The sequence below is a fragment of the Pseudomonas sp. FSL W5-0299 genome (genome assembly GCF_005930655.1).
Taxonomy (GTDB): domain Bacteria; phylum Pseudomonadota; class Gammaproteobacteria; order Pseudomonadales; family Pseudomonadaceae; genus Aquipseudomonas; species Aquipseudomonas mandelii.
Genome location: NZ_RXHX01000044.1, coordinates 17436 through 36784, shown reverse-complemented (window position 1 = coordinate 36784; position 19349 = coordinate 17436). Strand labels below are relative to the sequence as shown.

Annotated in this window: 14 protein-coding genes and 1 pseudogene; 6 read left to right on the top strand and 9 right to left on the bottom strand. The window is 58.3% G+C overall.

Annotated elements, in window-relative coordinates; translation table 11 throughout:
• Window positions 1-147 precede the first annotated feature (147 nt).
• On the bottom strand, window positions 148-555 hold the full coding sequence (locus FHL16_RS30300) for an HPF/RaiA family ribosome-associated protein (RefSeq protein WP_010463173.1): 408 nt from the start codon (window positions 553-555) through the stop codon (window positions 148-150).
• 213 nt (window positions 556-768) lie between these two features.
• Complete coding sequence (locus FHL16_RS30295; RefSeq protein ID WP_077750197.1) at window positions 769-1716, bottom strand: LysR substrate-binding domain-containing protein; 948 nt, start codon at window positions 1714-1716, stop codon at window positions 769-771.
• Window positions 1717-1851: 135 nt separating this feature from the next.
• Between FHL16_RS30295 and FHL16_RS30290 the strand changes: the two genes are divergently transcribed.
• From FHL16_RS30290 to FHL16_RS30280, 3 genes are all read left to right on the top strand, one after another.
• Window positions 1852-3228 carry an L-serine ammonia-lyase gene (locus tag FHL16_RS30290; protein WP_077750196.1) on the top strand — a complete coding sequence of 459 codons (1377 nt, stop codon included), beginning with the start codon at window positions 1852-1854 and terminating at the stop codon, window positions 3226-3228.
• A 62-nt stretch (window positions 3229-3290) separates the two neighbouring features.
• Window positions 3291-4592: an HAAAP family serine/threonine permease gene (locus tag FHL16_RS30285; protein WP_010463179.1), complete on the top strand. Its 1302-nt coding sequence runs from the start codon at window positions 3291-3293 to the stop codon at window positions 4590-4592.
• Window positions 4593-4808: 216 nt separating this feature from the next.
• Window positions 4809-5126, top strand: a complete 318-nt coding sequence (locus FHL16_RS30280; RefSeq protein WP_010463182.1) for a DUF3509 domain-containing protein — start codon at window positions 4809-4811, stop codon at window positions 5124-5126.
• On the opposite strand, the gene FHL16_RS30275 is transcribed toward FHL16_RS30280, so the two are convergent.
• Window positions 5123-5623, bottom strand: a complete 501-nt coding sequence (locus tag FHL16_RS30275; protein ID WP_077750195.1) for a phosphate-starvation-inducible protein PsiE — start codon at window positions 5621-5623, stop codon at window positions 5123-5125. The two genes, FHL16_RS30280 and FHL16_RS30275, sit on opposite strands and share 4 nt — an antisense overlap.
• A 346-nt stretch (window positions 5624-5969) precedes the next feature.
• On the opposite strand from FHL16_RS30275, the pseudogene FHL16_RS30270 reads away from it, so the two are divergent.
• Window positions 5970-6209 (top strand): annotated as a pseudogene (locus FHL16_RS30270) (YebG family protein); the annotation flags it as partial.
• Between the two features lie 176 nt (window positions 6210-6385).
• On the opposite strand, the gene FHL16_RS30265 reads toward FHL16_RS30270, so the two are convergent.
• Window positions 6386-7405 carry a Glu/Leu/Phe/Val dehydrogenase family protein gene (locus FHL16_RS30265; RefSeq protein WP_010463187.1) on the bottom strand — a complete coding sequence of 340 codons (1020 nt, stop codon included), beginning with the start codon at window positions 7403-7405 and terminating at the stop codon, window positions 6386-6388.
• 183 nt (window positions 7406-7588) lie between these two features.
• Here FHL16_RS30265 and FHL16_RS30260 point away from each other — a divergent pair, with 183 nt between their 5' ends.
• On the top strand, window positions 7589-8392 hold the full coding sequence (locus tag FHL16_RS30260) for a SirB1 family protein (RefSeq protein ID WP_077750194.1): 804 nt from the start codon (window positions 7589-7591) through the stop codon (window positions 8390-8392).
• A gap of 113 nt (window positions 8393-8505) precedes the next feature.
• Here the strand turns inward: FHL16_RS30260 and maiA are convergent, their stop codons facing one another.
• Genes maiA through hmgA form a run of 3 tightly spaced genes read right to left on the bottom strand, consistent with a single transcriptional unit; the run spans window position 8506 to window position 11766 of the window.
• Window positions 8506-9141, bottom strand: a complete 636-nt coding sequence (maiA, locus tag FHL16_RS30255; protein ID WP_077750193.1) for a maleylacetoacetate isomerase — start codon at window positions 9139-9141, stop codon at window positions 8506-8508.
• 12 nt (window positions 9142-9153) lie between these two features.
• Window positions 9154-10458: a fumarylacetoacetase gene (fahA, locus tag FHL16_RS30250; RefSeq protein WP_077750192.1), complete on the bottom strand. Its 1305-nt coding sequence runs from the start codon at window positions 10456-10458 to the stop codon at window positions 9154-9156.
• Window positions 10459-10461: 3 nt separating this feature from the next.
• Window positions 10462-11766: a homogentisate 1,2-dioxygenase gene (gene hmgA, locus FHL16_RS30245; RefSeq protein WP_010463195.1), complete on the bottom strand. Its 1305-nt coding sequence runs from the start codon at window positions 11764-11766 to the stop codon at window positions 10462-10464.
• A gap of 165 nt (window positions 11767-11931) precedes the next feature.
• Between hmgA and FHL16_RS30240 the strand changes: the two genes are divergently transcribed.
• Window positions 11932-12735 carry an IclR family transcriptional regulator gene (locus tag FHL16_RS30240; protein WP_010463197.1) on the top strand — a complete coding sequence of 268 codons (804 nt, stop codon included), beginning with the start codon at window positions 11932-11934 and terminating at the stop codon, window positions 12733-12735.
• A gap of 52 nt (window positions 12736-12787) precedes the next feature.
• On the opposite strand, the gene FHL16_RS30235 is transcribed toward FHL16_RS30240, so the two are convergent.
• Together FHL16_RS30235 and FHL16_RS30230 are read right to left on the bottom strand one after the other, a co-directional pair.
• On the bottom strand, window positions 12788-16285 hold the full coding sequence (locus tag FHL16_RS30235) for a dermonecrotic toxin domain-containing protein (protein ID WP_077750191.1): 3498 nt from the start codon (window positions 16283-16285) through the stop codon (window positions 12788-12790).
• Window positions 16286-16672: 387 nt separating this feature from the next.
• A complete protein-coding gene (locus tag FHL16_RS30230; RefSeq protein ID WP_077750190.1) occupies window positions 16673-19228 on the bottom strand; it encodes a LuxR C-terminal-related transcriptional regulator in 2556 nt (851 codons plus the stop codon).
• Window positions 19229-19349 lie beyond the last annotated feature (121 nt).

Genomic DNA, 19349 nt, shown 5'->3' with positions numbered 1-19349 from the left:
AGTCCGATTGCGATGCGAGGGGTGCCGAGCCGCTGATCCGCGGGCTCGGGAACGATCAGTTGATTGATCGGCAAAACGAAAACGGGCCTGCATGTGCAGGCCCGTTTTTAAGGGTGGAGAGCGGAAAGGTTAAATGTGGATCAGGCTTCAGCCGTTTTGCGCAGCCTGTTCGTTCTCGAGAAATTCATCTTCCAGCAGCGCATCGGCAGTGGGTCTTTCGAACGGCACCAAAGCGGCACGTGGTTTGCCCCGCAGTTTGCCGAACAGATGCTCAAGCGCATGTTCGAGTTTTTCCGCCGCACCGTCGATTGCTTGCTCCAGGGTGTCGGCTTTATGAGTGACAGAAATCGGTTGGTGGCCTTTTGGCCGCGCTTCCAGTTGGCAGCGCATGTCATGGGGACCTGGCTTGTCGCCATTCTCGTCCCGCAGATGAACCTCGACGCGTGTCAGGTCCTCTTCATAACGTTCGAGCGTGCTCTCAATGGTAGTACGTACCCACTCCTCCAGTCGGATGCTGCTTTGAATATGGTTATCACTGTTGACTTGGATTTGCATAGTTCATCCCTTATTTCAGCTAGCTCGCGAGAGGCGCATCGGCTGGCCCTTGGGCGTCATCACCGTGACCTCTTACTTACACAATCGGTCTGCGCGAAGAACATTTCAACCCCTAAAAAAAGATAAATATGGATTCGCAAAAAAAGTCGGACAACCACCAAAAGCGCTGTTAAGGTCGGGAGTTGGGTCGCCTCTCTCCTCAGTCACAATTGCTCACATCTGTCGCTCCGCCAGCGGGTGCAGACTGCGGAAAATCCCCGCCTCTTCTACCAGCCAGTCATGCACCGCACGCACGCCCGGATGGCTCAGCGCCCCTGGCGCATAGAGCAGCACGTAGCGTTTGTGATTGGGCACCGCCAGCCCGAACGGCACAATCAACGTCCCCCGCTCCAGTTCATCGTTAAGCAACGTGCGCCGCGCAATTGCCACGCCCATGCCGGCAATCGCCGCTTCGATGGTGAGGTGATTGCGGTTGAAGGTATGCCCGCGCCGCACGTCCGCGCCTTCGAAGCCGATGGCACTGAGGTAGAACTCCCATTCCGCGTACTCGTAACTGCCGCGCCAGGCGGTGATGTCGTGCAGCAACGGAAAGTGCACCAGGCCCGCCGGACCGTGCAGCGGCGGTCGGCCACGTAGCAGGCTCGGGGCGCAGACCGGGAATATCTGCTCGTCGAGCAAGGTTGTGGATAACAACCCGGGATAACTGCCGTCATTCAGGTCGATCGCCAGGTCGAAGTCCCCTTCATGCAACGGCACGCTGCTGTCCTCGGCCACCAGGCGCAATTGAATGTCCGGAAAGCGCTGCTGCAAGCGTGGCAGGCGCGGGGTCAGCCACTTGCTCAGGAACGATGGAATCGAACGCACCCGCAGAATTCCGCTGATCATTCCGGCGTCCAGTCGTCGCAATTCCGCATCGATGCTGCCGTAAGCCTCGTTGACGGTGATGGCCAGTCGCTGGCCCTCGGCGCTCAATTCCACGCCGCGCGCACGACGGTGAAACAAGCGAAAGCCCAGCCGCTCTTCCAGTTGGCGGATTTGCTGACTGACCGCACCCGGCGTGATGTGCAGCTCTTCGGCGCAGCGGGTGAACGACAAGTGCCGCGCGGCACAGGAAAACACGTGCAGCCAGACGTAAGTCTGGGCGTGCAATTGGCGACTCATTGTTTAGTCCTGCTAAAGGCTGTCTTAGGAAGTTTCGTTGGTCATGTAGGACCGAGGTCGGCAGTATCGCCGACATTGCGCTTGTCCTACAAAAATGGCAGCGATTTCTCTTCCATTGCTTGTATAGGCTTTAGCATGGCTATCAGTGTTTTCGATCTCTTCAAAGTCGGCATCGGTCCGTCCAGTTCCCACACCGTCGGCCCGATGCGCGCCGCCGCGACCTTCGCCCAGGCACTGATTGACCAGAATTTGCTCGACGCCGTCCGTCGGGTAGAAATTCGTCTGTACGGCTCCCTTTCCGCCACCGGCGTCGGCCACGCGACCGACCGCGCCTGCGTGATGGGCCTGATGGGCGAATGGCCGGACAGCATCGATCCGACCACCATCGACAGCCGAATCCAGACCTTGCGCGAAACCGGCGAACTGACTCTGGCCGGCAACAAGACCATTGCCTTCAACTGGCAACGCGATCTCCTGCTGCTCGATGAGAGTCTGCCCTACCACCCCAACGCCATGTCGCTGACAGCCTTCGGCGAAACCGGTGAGCTGTCGGAGCAAACGTACTACTCGATCGGCGGCGGTTTCATCATCGAAGCGGCGGAAGCCGAGTCCGGCATTGCGCCGGCCAGCGATGTGGTGCTGCCCTACGATTTCTCCAGCGCCGCCGAATTGCTCAAGCTCTGCAACCAGCACGGCTTGCGGGTTTCCGAGTTGATGATGGCCAACGAACTGGCCTGGCGCAGCGAAGCCGAGATCCGTCAGGGCTTGCTGCACATCTGGTCGGTGATGCGTGAGTGCGTCGAGCAAGGCATGCGTCACGAAGGCATCCTGCCCGGTGGTCTGAATGTTCCGCGCCGCGCGGCGAAACTGCACCGCAGCCTGCTGGAAATCGGCAAACCGAATGTCATCACCTCCACGCTGTCGGCCATGGAGTGGGTGAACCTGTTCGCCCTCGCCGTGAACGAAGAAAACGCGGCGGGCGGGCGCATGGTCACGGCACCGACCAACGGCGCAGCAGGGATCATTCCGGCGGTGTTGCACTACTACATGAAATTCAACCCGGACGCGTCGGACGATGACGTGGTCGCCTTCTTTTTGGCCGCGGCGGCCGTAGGCATTCTCTGCAAGAAAAACGCGTCGATCTCCGGTGCCGAAGTCGGCTGCCAGGGTGAAGTCGGTTCCGCCTGCGCCATGGCCGCCGCCGGCCTGGCCGACGTGCTCGGCGCCACGCCCGAGCAACTGGAAAATGCCGCCGAAATCGGCCTGGAACACAACCTCGGCCTGACCTGCGATCCGGTCGGCGGCCTGGTGCAAGTGCCGTGCATCGAGCGCAACGCCATCGCGGCGGTGAAGGCCATCAATGCCACGCAAATGGCCCTGCGCGGCGACGGCAAACACTTCATTTCCCTGGACCGGGTGATCCGCACCATGCGCGATACCGGCGCCGACATGCATGACAAATACAAAGAGACTTCACGGGGCGGCCTGGCAGTGAGCTGGGTGGAGTGCTGAGGAGCATTCCCTGACCGCCTGCAACACGTGAGCCCGAGTAAGAACAATAACGAGGCCAAACGATGACCGATGTACGTACACCTGCTGCCGAAAATCCCGCTGTAGACCTGACACGCAATAGCGAAATAACCCACAAGGGCTGGAGCAAACACGACACCACCTGGATGCTCGGCCTCTATGGCACGGCGATTGGTGCCGGAACGCTGTTCCTGCCAATCAACGCCGGCGTGGGTGGCTTCTGGCCACTGCTGATCCTGGCAGTGCTGGCATTCCCCATGACCTACTTCGCTCACCGGGGCCTGACCCGCTTCGTGCTGTCCGGCCGTTCCGGGGACATCACCGAAGTCGTTGAAGAACACTTCGGCATCGGTGCAGGCAAGCTGATCACGCTGCTGTATTTCTTCGCGATCTTCCCGATTCTGCTGGTGTACAGCGTGGCGCTGACCAACACCTTGAGCAGCTTCATGGAGCATCAGTTGCACATCGCCCCACCACCGCGAGCGATTCTGTCGCTGGTGTTGATTCTCGGTCTGATGGCGATCGTGCGCTGCGGCCAGGGCGTCATCGTCAAATGCATGAGCGTGTTGGTTTACCCGTTCGTCGCGGCGTTGCTGCTGCTCGGCGTCAGCCTGATCCCGAACTGGAACGGCGCGTTCTTCGCCACTGCCAGCGAAGGCATGCCGTTGCCGCTGTTCTTCAAAACCCTGTGGCTGGCGATTCCGGTGATGGTGTTCTCGTTCAACCATTCGCCGATCATTTCCGCTTTCGCCGTTGACCAGAAACAGCGTTACGGCGAACAGGCCGAACGCAAGAGCAGCGGCATCCTCGCCATCGCCCACGCGATGATGGTGGTGACGGTGATGTTCTTCTGCTTCAGCTGCGTGCTGGCACTGTCCCCGGCTGACCTGGCGGCGGCGAAGGCGCAGAACATCTCGATCCTGTCGTACCTGGCCAACCACTTCCAGACCCCGGTCATCGCTTATGCCGCGCCGCTGATTGCGCTGGTGGCGATCACCAAATCCTTTCTCGGCCACTACATCGGCGCCAGCGAAGGCTTTCAGGGCCTGATCGTGAAAAGCCTGCGCGGCCGTGGCCGGGTGATGTCGGCGAGCTGGCTGAACCGCATCACGGCGCTGTTCATGATCCTCAGTTGCTGGGCCGTGGCGACCTTCAATCCGAGCATCCTCGGCATGATCGAAACCCTCGGCGGGCCGATCATTGCGTGCCTGTTGTTCCTGATGCCGATGTACGCCATCCGCCGCGTGCCGGCCTTGCGCCAGTACTCCGGGCAAGTGTCGAACGTGTTCGTGGTGTTGATCGGTTTGATTGCACTGTCTGCGATCATCTACTCGTTCATGCCCTGAAACGGGCAGGCAAAAAGAAGGCGGGCCAAGGTGCCCGCCTCTTTTTGGCCGCGATCATTGTTCGACAATTTTTCCGGCATGGCCCTTGCTACATCACCTGCGAGGCAAAAGGACTTTTGAAAACCTCAGCGAGCGGCTTGCCGATGGTCCGGTAACGCGAACCAACCCGATCATGGCCGGTCAACAACTGCACGTTCAATCAGGCGGTGACGCATCATGGACAACCCTTTTCAGCTCATTACCGATGCCTTTGCAGCGGATTATCAGATCAACCTGAGCATTCAGGGTCTGGACGGCAGCATCATGCTGACCCTCTCCAACAGCGGCCATGTGGTTGCCAAGCGGATGATCAGCGCCGAACAGCGCAATGACCCCAAGCGCCTCAAGCGCCTGGTGCAAAGCATTCAGTTCGGCATCGCCATTGAACAGGGCCACAGCGCCGTGGCCATCCTCGAAGCCATGACCGATGGCGACAATCGCAACCTGCCGCCACCCTTGGCCAAAGCCCGGCCTCGCCCGACTATGGGCCTTTAAATCTCGCCCTTCTCGACGTCTGGATGCTCACCGGAACCCGTACCGATCTTGCGTTGCGGGTGCTCGATCTTCACCGAAGGGAACTGCGACGAAGCGTAACGCACCACCAGGATCGCAAACGCCAACAGCAGAATCCCGCCGCACAGGTAGATGATCCCCAGGTCCGGCGGATTGTGGTGCGAGACGTTGGAGATCAGCAGCCGCGTCAGCGCCGTGATCGCCACGTAGATCAGGAAACGTACCGGCATGTGGTTGGTCTTGAAGTAAATCCCGACCATCGCCCCCAGTTCCAGGTAGATGAACAGCAGCAGGATGTCATCGATCTTGATGTGCCCTTCTTCGATCATCCCCAGAAATTCCATCACCGCCGCCCACGCGGTCACTGCACCGATGGCGAACAGCGCCAGGTAATGGAAGGTCTCGACGAACAGGTTGCCCAAAGACTCTGCCAATTGATGCACGTTCTGCCGCAGGTTCTCGGCCCAGTTGATTTTCACGATGATTCTTCCTTAGCTCGGTTCGAGCGGATAATGCGGTTTTGACGTGACGGTTGTTCTGCATGCAGAAAAAAGGCCAGGGGCTGTTGGGTGAGATGGCGATGGGCTGCCACGGGGCACTTTTTTGGTGTCTCGTCGCCCCCCTTCGCGGGCAAGCCTCGCTCCTACATATCACATCGACCTTTATTGCCCGCGAATGGAGCAACACGGTTTAACTGACAAATGCTGATTTCGGTCTACATTAAAAAGCCACTACCCAAAGCGCGGGGATTCGCTTATCCTTTTCGCTGTATATAAATACAGTGGTCGAAACAGACAACTAATGTGAAGGCATGTGAGGTGGTGAATGGCCGTCGAAGTGGTATACCGCAGCAGCCGAGATCTGGAGCGCTTGTTCATGGATAAAGCCGAAGCTGACCGTCATGACAAAATGCTCGAACTGGCTGAATTGCTGGCTGAAGTGTTGCAGAAAGCCGTTCCGTCCCTGACCGAACAGCAAGTGGAAGAAGCCGGGATCTACATGGCAAAGAACCGCGATGTATTTGCCAAGGCATTCAAGAGCCAGCCGGACGCGTTGTCCGAACTGCTGAATGCGCCGGTTGAAGTGGTTGAAAAGGTTGAACCGGTCGAAGAGGGTGAAGCCGCTGCGCCGACCAAGCCAGCCAAAGCCGCCAAGACACCGAAGTAAACAATGCCCGAATTGAATAGGCCCTGAGTCCAATGGACTCAGGGCCTTTTTCATGTCTGCAGTAAAGGCATGGCTCAGCGGTACAGCACTTTTTCCGCCAACTCGTCCGCCACCCGTGCCGGAGAGCGTTTTTCCGCCTGGGCATGGGCGAAGACTTCGGTCAGCCGCGAGGCGATTTTCGACAGGTGGGCGGTAATGGTTGTGAGCTCTTCGCCACGGTGTTTGAGTGAAACGTAGATCAGCCCGCCGGAATTGATCACGTAGTCCGGCGCATACAAAATGCCGCGCCGCTCCAGTTGATCGGCGACTTCCAGATGGGTCAGCTGATTGTTCGCAGAACCGGCCACTGCCGAGCAGCGCAGTTGCGTCACGCTGTGGCTGTTGAGCACACCGCCCAGGCCGCAGGGCGCGAGAATGTCGCACGGTGTACTGAGCAACGCGTCATTGGCGATCGGGTGAGCGCCCAATTGCTCCATCGCCAATTGCACCTTGCCATGATCAATATCGCTGACCAGCAGTTCGGCACCGGCCGCATGCAGCTGTTCGGCCAAGGCATAACCGACGTTACCCAGCCCCTGGATGGCCACTCGCAGGCCTTCGAGGTTATCGCTGCCCAGACGGGCCATGGCGGTGGCACGGATGCCGGTGAACACCCCCATCGCAGCGTGTGGCGCGGGGTCGCCCGCCGAGGTGGTGCTGGTGACGTGTTGGGTCTGTTGGGCGATGCAATCCATGTCCGCCACCGAGGTGCCGCTGTCGATCGCCGTGATGTAGCGCCCGTCGAGCTGATTGATGCAGCGGCCGAAGGCTTCGAACAGCGCCGCGCGGTTTTCCACATGGACCGGTCGAACAATTACCGCCACCCCGCCGCCCTGCGCCAGGCCGGCCAACGCAGCTTTGTAACTCATGCCCTGCGCCAGGCGAATGGCATCCTCGACCGCAGACTCGTCGCTGGGATAGGCAAGGTAACGACACCCCCCCAGGGCAGGCCCCAGGCGGCTGCTATGAATGGCAATGACCGCCTTCAACCCGGTGACCGGGTCGACGCTCAGATGCAGCGATTCAAGGCGAGTGCTTTGCATGAGAGCGAACATCGTCGGGCTCCCGAATCACTTCTTGTAGTCGCCAGTATAGGCTTGCGCCCAAAATTTGCAGAAGCGCACCGGAATAAGCGGCGCTGCATTGCAGGCTTTCGGGCATAACCTGCGACCTCATGTGTGCGGTACTGGACGAATGCCGGCGACGGGGCTAAAACGAGGCATTGCCCGGAGATTTCGATGACGCCGCGCCAACGTTTTTTTGACTGCCTGCAACGATCACCACCCGCGCTGTTCGAGGCCGCGCTGTGGATGGCGGCCGAACATGACAAAGAGGTGGATGCCGAGAAGGTGCTGGGAGACTTCCGAGACCTGCAACAGCGGGTCAGCCATGGCTTGCCGATGCTGCCGGTGAGCGAACTGGCCCAGCCGCTGCTGCGTCGCATGAATGACCTGGGGTTCGCCCAGGACGATTTCACCCCGTTGCGCCCGCAAGTGGCCCTGCTCAACAAAGTGCTGGAACTCAGGCGCGGCCAGCCGTTGTCCCTGGGGCTGATCGCACTGGAGTTGGCCAAGCGCCTGGAGATCCCTTTGGTCGGGGTCAATTTCCCCGGTCATTTCCTGCTGCGGGTGCCGGGCGCCGATCATCTGCTGGACCCCTGCGGTGGCCGCCGCTTGTACCCCAATGATTGCCGTGAACTGCTGCAACGCCAGTACGGCCCGAACATGCAACTCAACGCCGAGCACATGCTGACCGCCGACCCTGTGCAGATGCTGCAACGGCTGTCACGCAATCTGCGTCAGTTGCACCTTGCCCACGATGACTACATCGGCGCCTTGATCGACGCTGAACGCGTGCTGGCACTGGGCAACGCCAACGCCGCCGATTACCTGGCCCGGGCCAGCCTCTATCAACGGCTGGACTGCCCGAACGCCGAGCGTTTCGACCTGGAGCATGCGCTGCTGCTCAGTGATGACCCGATCCAGCGGATTCGCCTGACTGAACGACTGGGGCATTTGCCGCCCAACTCAATCGTCCACTAACGCCCCCTGTAGGAGCGAGGCTTGCCCGCGAACCGGGCGCCTCGGTCTGTCAGCACGACCTTGTTATCGTTCTTCGCGGGCAAGCCTCGCTCCTACAGGGGGCGCGTGGGGCTTTAAGGGGTGTCTGGCTGGTTCGCCGGGCGGGCCTTGATGAAGGCGGGATGGGTTGCGGCCAACGCCGCCACTCGGCGAATCCGTGGATACGCCTCAAGCGAAATATTGAAACGTTCGGCGGCATAGAGCTGAGGGATCAGATATACATCCGCCAAGCCTGGTTCATTGCCAAAACAGTAACCGTCATCACCGATCAACTGTTCCACCGTCGCCAGCCCCTGGCTGATCCAGTGCCCGATCCACTCCACCACCTGCGGTTCATCGTGGCCCAACTGCCGCAGCTTGTTGAGCACGCTGACGTTATGCAGCGGATGCAAGTCGCAGCCGATTACCGCCGCAACACCACGCTCATGAGCGCGCGCGGCCAGGTCTTTGGACAGCAACGGCACCTGTGGATAACGTTCCTCCAGGTACTCGATGATCGCCGGCGACTGGATCAACAGTTCGCCTTCATCGGTTCGCAAGGCCGGCACGCGCCCTTGTGGGTTGATGGCCAGATACGGCGCTTGCCGATGCTCGCCACCTGGCGGTGCGATCAGGTTGACCGGCAGTGCCTGGTAATCCAGGCCCTTGAGCGCCAACGCGATGCGCACCCGGTACGACGACGTCGAACGGTAGTAGGTATAAAGCTCCATGACCGGATCCTCTTAGCGCGCCGCGATCACTTTGCCACGGCATTCGCCGAAACCGATGGAGGCAAAACCGTCGCGGCTGCAACGGGCGCGCAGGATGATTTCGTCGCCGTCTTCGAGGAATTTGCGCACCTCGCCCGACGCCAGCTCGATCGGCTTTTTCCCGCCTTCGGTGATTTCCAGCAAGCTGCCGAATTGACCGCTTTCCGGCCCCGACAACGTGCCCGAACCAAAGAGGTCACCGGCCTGCAACTGGCAGCCGTTGACGCTGTGGTGCGCGACCATTTGCGCCACGGTCCAGTACATATGTTTGGTGTTGCTGAGGGTCAGGCGATGGGCCGGGAGTTTTTGCTCGCGCAGGCCTTCGGTGAGCAACAGCACTTCCAGCTCGATATCGAACGCTCCTGCGGCTTGATCGCGCTTGTCGAACAGATACGGCAGCGGCTGTGGATCGCCTTCCGGACGTGCCGGTTGAGCACGGCGGAACGGCTCCAGCGCTTCGGCCGTCACTACCCACGGCGAGATGCTGGTGATAAAGCTTTTTGACAGGAACGGCCCCAGCGGCTGGTATTCCCAAGCCTGGATGTCGCGCGCCGACCAGTCGTTGAGCAGGCAGAAACCGGCAATGTGATCGGCCGCATCACCAATGGCGATCGAGTCGCCCATCTCGTTGCCCGGGCCGATCCAGATGCCCAGTTCCAGCTCGTAATCCAGACGTGCGCACGGGCCGAAGGTCGGCTCGGTCTGACCGGCCGGCAAGGTCTGGCCTTTCGGGCGGCGAACGTCGGTGCCGGAGGGGCGAATGGTCGAGGCACGACCGTGATAACCAATCGGTACGTACTTGTAGTTCGGCAGCAAAGGGTTGTCGGGACGGAACAGTTTGCCGACGTTCTGTGCGTGCTCGATGCCGACGTAGAAGTCGGTGTAATCGTTGATTTTCGCCGGCAGGTGCATCTCGCAATTCGCCGCCAGTGGCAGCAGTTTTGCGCCTTGGGCTTCGATCTTGCCGTGCAGGGTGCTGCCTTCAGCGAACAGTTCCAGCAGACGTTCGCGCAGCGCCACGCGAGCCTCACGGCCCAATTCGAAAAACGCATTGAGCTGGCCGCCACGGGTGGCTTCTACGGCGGTTTTTGCCAGGCCGTCGAACAGGCCGACGTCCAGTGCCGCTTCCAGATCAAAAATATGTTCGCCAATGGCCACACCGCTGCGCGGTGCCGAACCTTTTACGCTGAACACGCCCAGCGGCAGGTTTTGCAGCGGGAAATCAGCGTGGCCGTTGGCGGAAGAAACCCAGCTACGAGTGATGGAAGTCTGAGTCATGGGTTATCTCCGGGTCGGGTCGAAAGTGGCGGGCAGCGAGGCCCAGCAGGCGTCGTAATTAGTTTGCAGTTGCGGGCAATCCAGGGCGAAACGGCTCGGGCGCAGCACCTGGCTGGTCTCGAACATGAACGCCATGGTGTTGTCGATTTTCGCCGGCGCCAAGTCAGCGTTGATTGCCTTGGTGCAGGTTTCGCCATCCGGGCCATGAGCACTCATGCAACTGTGCAACGACGCACCGCCGGGCAAGAAGCCCTCGGCCTTGGCGTCGTACTCGCCCTTGATCAGGCCCATGAATTCGTTCATCAGGTTGCGGTGAAACCACGGTGGCCGGAAGGTTTTCTCGGCCACCATCCAGCGTGGCGGGAAGATCACGAAGTCCAGATTGGCCAGACCGTGGACACTGGTCGGCGAGGTCAGGACGGTGAAGATCGAGGGATCCGGGTGATCGAAACTGACCGTGCCGATGGTGTTGAAACGGCGCAGGTCGTATTTGTAAGGCACGTTATTGCCGTGCCAGGCGACCACGTTCAGTGGTGAATGATCGAGCTCGCAGCCCCACAACTGGCCGAGGAATTTCTGTACCAGGGTGGTCGGTTGCTTGAGGTTTTCGTAATGCGCGACGGGGGTCAGGAAGTCTCGCGCGTTGGCCAGACCATTGCTGCCGATCGGCCCCAGATCCGGCAGGCGCAGTGGTGCGCCGTGGTTTTCAGCGATGTAGCCGCGAGCGTACGGGTCAAGCAATTCGACGCGGAATTTCAGACCGCGCGGCAGCACGGCGATTTCCAGCGGCTCCAGGTCCAGCAGGCCCAGTTCGGTGGCGATGCGCAGGCGACCCTGCTCGGGCACCAGCAACAGTTCACCGTCGGCATTGAAGAACACGCGTTCCATGGAACGGTTGGCGCGGTAGCTGTAGATGCTGATCCCGGCGGGTTTGTCCGCGCCCGAGTTGGCGGCCATGCTCACCAGCCCGTCGATGAAGTCGGTCGGCTCGGTCGGGATGTCCAACGGATTCCACCGCAGGCGATTGGGAGTCACTTCCCCCAACGGACCACCGGCCAGTTGCCGCTCCAGTTTGACGAACGCCGGGTGATTGGCCGACGGCTGAATGCGGTACATCCAGGTGCGTCGCGCTTCGCTGCGGGCCATGGTGAACGCGGTGCCGGAGAACAGTTCAGTGTAGAGGCCGTAAGGGGCTTTTTGCGGGGAGTTCTGGCCGACGGGCAGTGCGCCGGGCAACGCTTCGCTGCTGAATTCGTTGCCGAAGCCTGACTGATAAGCCAGCGCTGGCGCCGTTGAATCGAGGTTCATGGAGCCTCCTGAACAGGGAGTAGGCAATGGCCTGTCGCTCTGCTGCAGAGGTCTCGGCACGCCAGGGTTATTTTTATCGTAATTCGATTACGCATAACGTAATTTGATTGGTATTGACCGTCAAGCTATAAAGACGCCCATTCGTCCCGGGATCACATCGCCTCCATGGAAACGCCGCGCAACAACGATAAGCAGAAAGTCCGCTCGGCCGAGGTCGGTACCGACATCCTCAAGGCCCTGGCCGAGTTGTCGCCCTCGACCTCATTGTCGCGCCTGGCCGAACACGTGCAGATGCCAGCGAGCAAGGTCCATCGTTATTTGCAGGCGCTGATCGCCAGCGGTTTTGCCGAACAAAACGCAGCGACTAATCACTACGGCCTAGGCCGTGAAGCCTTGCGCGTCGGCCTCGCCGCCCTCAACAGTATGGACGTGCTGAAAGTCGCCGCCCTGCCCTTGGCCGAGTTGCGCGATGAACTGAACGAAACCTGCTTTCTGGCCGTATGGGGCAATCAAGGCGCGACCGTGGTGCACATCGAACCGGCGGTGCGTGCGGTGACGGTGGTGACGCAATTGGGTTCGGTGCTGCCGTTGCTCAGTTCGTCCACCGGCCTGGTGTTTGGCGCGTTTCTACCCAAGCGCGAAACCGTGGACTTGCGCGATCAGGAACTGAAAGACACTGCCGACCACGCCTTGGCGAATGATCAGGCGTATGCGCAGTTGTGCGAACAGATCCGCGAACGTGGCCTGCATCATGTGCATGGGTTATTGATGCCGGGGGTGGACGCCTTGTCGGCACCGGTATTCAACGCGGTGGGGAACGTGGCGGCGGTCTTGACCATTGTCGGCCCGACCTCACTGTTTCACGCTGACGAAAACGGCCCGGCGGCGCAGCGATTGCTGGCGGCGACACGGGCCGTGAGTTGGCGGATGGGGTATGAGACACCGCCGATGTCTGAAGATCGGAACTGATCAGCTCCGATCATTTATGCTCTGGATAACGCCTTGATGTGGGTCCCGACCATCAACCGATCACGCGGGTCGAACTCTCGGGGGTCCAGTGCGGCACAGCCACCGCAGTGACATAACTGATTCCAACCGGAACGCCCGTGACGGCCGAGAGCACGTCGGTCAGATCCCTGATTGTGGACAGCAGACCAAGTGCAGAGGCCGCCGATCCTACCGAAGCGACCTTACCCAGGTACATGAGGATTGCCCCACGCCATGCGGCAGCAAAATGCGCATTGGCGCCTGCAGAATCCCCATGGCTGGATGCAATGATGCCTTGCACGATCGAATGACTGATCTTCAACACACTGACGGCGAATCCCACCGGCGGGACAAAGATCGAGATCACATCCAATGCCACTTCGAGAAGAATCTTAGTCTCCTGCCAAAACGCTTCGACTGGCGTGGTGGTCAGGACATCCAGATCATCAAGTGCTCGATTAATCAGACTTTCGTACTCGGCCTTGAAGTTGTAGACCGGATGGGTTCCGCCCAACCCCGGTACTGGCAGCGAACCTTGCGGATCTCCGGACTTGCTGATGTAGGCGCCGACCCTGTCCTGCCCACGTAAACCGGCCAGACTCCGAAGATGCTCGCCCAAAAGTCGATCGTTCTGGATAGCCTTGGATAAATCACCGACCCAGATAAAGGACTTGCCAGGCGAATTCGGGATATAGGCAAACTTCACATGCCCCTCACCAAAAACGTAACCCCCCGCTATGCGGGCACCTTCAAGCCAGAATTCATAAACCCCTTCGCCAGGTTCACTGCCGGGTGAAACACCGTCTGGCGTCCTTGTGTCTCGATCCAGCCCCTTGATTGACTCGATCAGCCAATCATAATGCGCCGACGGCAACGTGCCATTGAGCTTTTGCGTCAGTGCCGCCCTGAACATCTCGTTTTTCTTGAGCTCCCGATACAGGTTTGCCCGCAGATCAATATCCGGCGTCCATAGAAAGTTTGATTTCAGATAATGGCTGTAATGCTTGCCTGGCATCAAGTCGATTAGCTGATTGAGCGTACTGGAATTCAGCTCAGTCATTGGCTCGCCCGTGTCCTTCCACCAGAACTCAGACACCCGGATACTGTCTCTAAGCGTATTCGATCCAGGCAGCAAGATTTTCTCGAACACATTCGTATCGCTGCGCCACAGATGCCAATTGATAAATAACTGTGTCAGCGTCATTGCGCCTTTATGAAACTTCACCATGACTCGATCAGGATCGATTCGGCGATCGCCCGCCCGGCCCAGATACTCATTCAAATGGTTCATGACCAATTCACGAGAAAACTTTTGAAGGCCCTCAATATGAAATATGTCTTTTGACGCGTTATAGATGGCCTTGAAGTCCGTGGTCAAACGATTGAACAGCCGGCGATCAGACGTAGGGGCGTTTCGGTACCAATGGGGCGTGACGGCCTTTTCTTCCGCGTCTTCCCAGTCAAGGACACTTTGAATACTGCCCTTTAACATTTCACTTTCAACCCAGGCAACAAGATTGACCTGGTCCCACCATGCTCTGCCCTGAATCCTCTCCCTCGGTTCACCACGCGGCCATTCCTTGCCGAACACTTCATGTTCCAGGTTATGTCGATCACTCACATGCACTTGGGTTCGAAGGTAGGTGCGTCCCTCTTCTTCAAGGGCCCACAACCCTATATACCGTTGCAGACTGTCCAGATCGGAGAATTCGTACCAGTCTTTATTCATCGGGGAGCCCGGTGCATAGAGCACGTACGTTTTGAGATTCGAGTCTCCTGCTTTCCTCCGGTAGACAATAAGATCCTTCAAGGGCTTGAAGTTATAGAAAGCGCTTAACGCAATCCCAGACGCTTCAATAGAGGGATCACCAAAGTTGTAACGCTGAACAATATCCTGCGCAGTCGAGGTGACATGTTTTTGCAAGATGGCGCCGAACAGGGTCAAAGCCGTCTTTCGACCCAACACTTCCCGCATCGCTTCCTTGACGTTCTGCTGGCCATACACTCGCTGCCGTGCGGGGCTGTACGCCAGACGCAGATCCAGCGTTTCAATGGCTCGCATTATGTTTTCAGGCGTCAGTCTGGCGAGGTCATAGTTTTTCTCCAGCGTAATCGTGTAGCGCCCAGCCTGATCATGTGCCCCATACATGAACGCTTGGGTCAGTGTTTTCCGCTCAATGTGTTCTACCCGTTTGCCATTCGCCATCCTGACCGAGTGCTGAATATTCACGAACACCGTGTCAGGATCGATTCGCTCGTCGGTTCCCGGCGAGATAAACGCCTCCACGGCCTGTCGGGCATAAGCTGCAAGAGTCACCACGTCTTTGGTCAACTCATGAAGCTGAATCTGGCTTTCAAGCAAGTTCTTCTCCAGACCGACATATAGCTGCTGATTGGTGACATAGGCCTTCTTAAACCACTCGGGCCGAGCGTTCTCCAGCATCGCCTTGATCAAGAGCACATTTCGCGCATTTTCAGAGCGTACAAATGTATCCATGGACAGAACAGAATCCAGCGGTACCCACGCCGCCTCGGTATGCGCGCCGACGGTCACTAATTTTCGTACTTGATAGATGACATCACGACTTTGCCTCGCCAGCACGCCGTTATTGCAATGCTCAAACAGATCTTCAAGGATTCTCGCGTAGCGAATCGCTGGAACACTCGATACCAGAGCTCGCTCGTCCTCCGGCAGCCCCTGCAAAAGTTCGGTGCGGTTTGACGCATCGGATAACCGCTGTTGCAACGTTTTATGAAGGTCACTTACGGTGCCGAATTTTTCCAATCCACCGAATGGTGAATAAAGAACAACCTCTTGACTGACTGCTGGATTCAGTTCATTTGCAACAGCGCCAGAAAGAGAAATCACAAAGGTGGATGCCAGCGTCGAAAAAACCCCCTGTTGTTTTTCAACCGAGACGGCATAGCAGGTACTTGGCAGCCCCGAACCGATTAAACCATTGATGGTCGCGACGTCGCCTTTGGACACCAGATTCTCGCTAGCCGCCAGGTCCAGTTCGCGCCAGAAAAGTCGCGCCTGAAGAGTGCGCAACTCCTGTTTAGGCGACGGTAAAGGACGATTTTTACTATCAACCAGAGAGGATACGCGCCAATATTCACCTAATACGGAACTGCATTTCTCAGGCAGGTTTTGCATCAGTTCGGCGATCATTTTTCCGACGTTTGCCACATCCAGATATTTCAGCCTGAAGGTTTCTGCGCCGATATTATCCAGCTCATACATCCCATATATATCAGCAGTGTATTGGGGTGGCCTGCCGCGCTTTAAGCACTCAAAAAACACATCTAGCAGGTTGCCGGTGGGTTCCGCAGATGTTGGACTTGCACCCGAACGAAGATTTACAAAACGGCGTGCCATAGAGCCCTCTGAATCCATCTTCTGAAATTCGGTCGTCAGGACAACCTGAAGAACCGCCTTGAACGAAGGAATTTTCCTGAGTGCTTCGAGTAAATTGTTACGTGCTTCACGTACTTGTTCCAGCATTGCATTTGTTGCTTGCTCGTCTTGCATTAGAAATCTCGTTAGTTTGATCATAAAAAACGGCACGTTGCTGCCGATTAACTTGAGACCAAACTAAAACAGATCGCCTTATTATTAAAAACTCAAAAAATCTTTCAACATTTGTACAAGCAACTTAAACACAGAAGCGACACATAAAGAAAAAACGAAATAGATGAAACCGTACCCCTCACAACAAAGCGACGCACTCAGCCACCGCTGAGTTTTACACTGTGACAACCGCCTCACCCCACCCTTCAATCAATCATTAAAACACCAGACCTTACATATAAGATGAAACATCTCCCAGTGCAATTTTCCCAACCTGAAAACAACGTAAAACAGAACCGACTATTCGCACTCTGTGGGCGCCCCCCTCAATAAAAAGTTTTGCGCTCTTCAATCCAATAAACCGACACTCTTGGCTTTCGCAACCGCCTGAGTCCGGCGCTCCACGCCCAACTTCCCGTGAATTCTCCGTGCATGTGTTTTCACCGTATGCAAGGAGATAAACAACTGCTCGGCTATTTGTTGATTCGAATTGCCCAGAGCAATCAGCTTGAGCACCTCCACTTCACGTTGACTGAGCGGATTGACTTCACTCACCTGCAGATTTTTTTCCGAACGATCCCAACCATCATCCAGTACTGGCAGAAGATCAGGCTTTCGCAATTGCAACTCAACGAGCGCTTGGCGAAGCCCATGGTGCTCAGAAAGATTCAACCCTTTGCGCAACCAATCTCGGGCACCGACGCTGTCACCGTTCTGCCACGCGACTTCGGCTGCGCCGAACAGCAATTCGACCTCCAGCGCCAGCATGCCTGCGAGCTGCGATTGTTCCAGTGCCTCGGCGAAATGGCTCAGCGGGTCTTTGGCCTGGTGCAGGTCGACCTTTGCCAACACCAACAGATAATCGATCCGTGCGATCAACATCAGGGTCGCGGGAGGCGCCTGCCGTGCATGCGGGCCACGATAGTGGCGCAGTACTCGACTGAGCGCCTCGTGGGCCAGTTCCGGGCGCCCCTGCTGTAGCCAAAATTGACTGCTGATCTGCAATAGCACACCGCGGTAAACGGTGTCGGGAATCTGCCGTTGCTGCATCAAGCGCTCGGCATCGCGAAGATAGACAAATGCTTGGGCATAGTCGCGCTGATTGGCCGCCACCTGCGCCAAACCGAGGAAACCGTAAAGCACCCGTTTGTCGTGGTTGCGCATACAGATAGACAGCCCCGCTTCGAAACACGCAACAGCCTGCGTATCCAAGCCCTGGCACAAACTCAAGCGCCCACGGTGCAAGGCAATTCGCCCCAGCAGGGGTTCGGCAAGCCGCTGCTGTTGAGTGAGCATGTTCTGAACGTTGGCGAGCAAATGGTCGGCTCGCTGAGGAGCACCACGTTGCTCCAGCAATTGCGCATGATCAAGTTCCAGCAGCCCTTCGAAAACCAGCGAGCCTTGCGCACGCGCCAGGCACAACGCATCGCGATTGATGGCTTGCGCCACTTCGAGCTCGCCCCTGAGCAGGGCCTGTTGCGTCAAACCCGACAGACACATCAAGCGCACGGGCCAGAGGTCAGGACCGAGCACGTTCAGCGCATCGAGAAAATGCGCGCTTGAACTGTCCATCCGCCCTTGAAGATGCAGCAGCCAACCCTGCTGCGCCTGCCACCGTGCGATCAGTTGCCGCTGCAGAATCGCCGAGGGCTGCGGGATGAATCGTGACAACTGCTCGATGCAATCGGCGGCTTGCTCAAACCGCCCGGCAAACAAAGACGCCGCCGTGATCAACCCGACCAGTTGCGGCGAACCGTACATCAGCGCGTCACCTTGTTGCTCGTACAACCGCAACAACAGCACGACGGTCTGCTCCTCGAATAAATGCTCGAAACTGAAATGCTGCAACAGGCTGACCGCGACCTCGAACTCTTCGGCCAGCAAGGCCTGTTCGAACGCAGCTTTCCAGTCCTGCTCGGCGGCAAACCACTGACAGGCACGGCGATGCCAGGAACGTCCGGCCGGCCATTGTTCATCGCGCATCAATTGCGTGAGTGGGGAGAAGATCTGCAGCCAGTCGGCGGAGTCCTGCCAGGGCTCGATAAAGCACCCCAGATCCTGCAACGTCTTCAGGCATTGCGCGCCCTCCCCTGCGCCAAACAGGTGATCGCACAGCCGAGCGTTGAAGCGTGGCAAATGCGCGAGTACCCGCCAGGCTTCCGTCAACTCCGGGGTCAGGCCGGAAAACAGTTCGTGCTCGAGGTAATCGAGCAATGTGTCAGGTCGGCTGTGATGCGGGTCGTTGCGCGACCAGTCGCATTTTTGCAGCAGCGCAATGCGTACACCGGCGCACCAGCCGCCACTGCGCTGGATAATCTTGCTGGCAGCGGTGCTGGCATCGGCCGGTGTCAGGTGGCGCAACAGCGAGGCAATCTCCGTTTGATTGAAGGCCAGCGTGGCGCGCTCGCATTCGTACAATTCATCATCGAGCAGCAACCGCGGCCAGTTGCATTGCGGGCGACGGCGGGCACCCAGCCACCAGGTCAGCGCCGGGCTGCTGACGGCCAGCATGCGATCCAGCAGTTGATCGAGTTCCGGGTTCGGAACGCGGCAATAGTCATCGAGAAACAGCCAGGTCGGCACCTGCAATCGAGCCAGCGCACCGAGCATCGCCGGCTCTTCTGCCGAAGCCAGCCCCAGCGCTTCTGCCACTCGCTGACGAAAATCCACCGTGCTCATCGCTATGCCAGATAACGGCAACCAGCACACCCGGCATGGCGGCGGCGCCTGTAAAAGGCAGTCGGCGAGCAGCGCAGTCTTGCCACTGCCGGCGGGCGCGCAGAGTAATTTCACCCGGGACGTGGACGCTAGCAAGGGACCGGTCAATCGATCACGCGACAGGTGATGAGAGGACAGACGGGGCAGGAATCCAGAACGGTCAAGACACGGGGTCATGGCGGTCATTGCGGCGTGCCTATTTATAATTGTCCGGCAACCCTAGCCCTCTCCAACCCGCTTGTTGAGAAGTATTCAGAACGCTGATTGGCAGCCATAAAAAAGGCGACCCACCGGTCGCCTTCTGCAC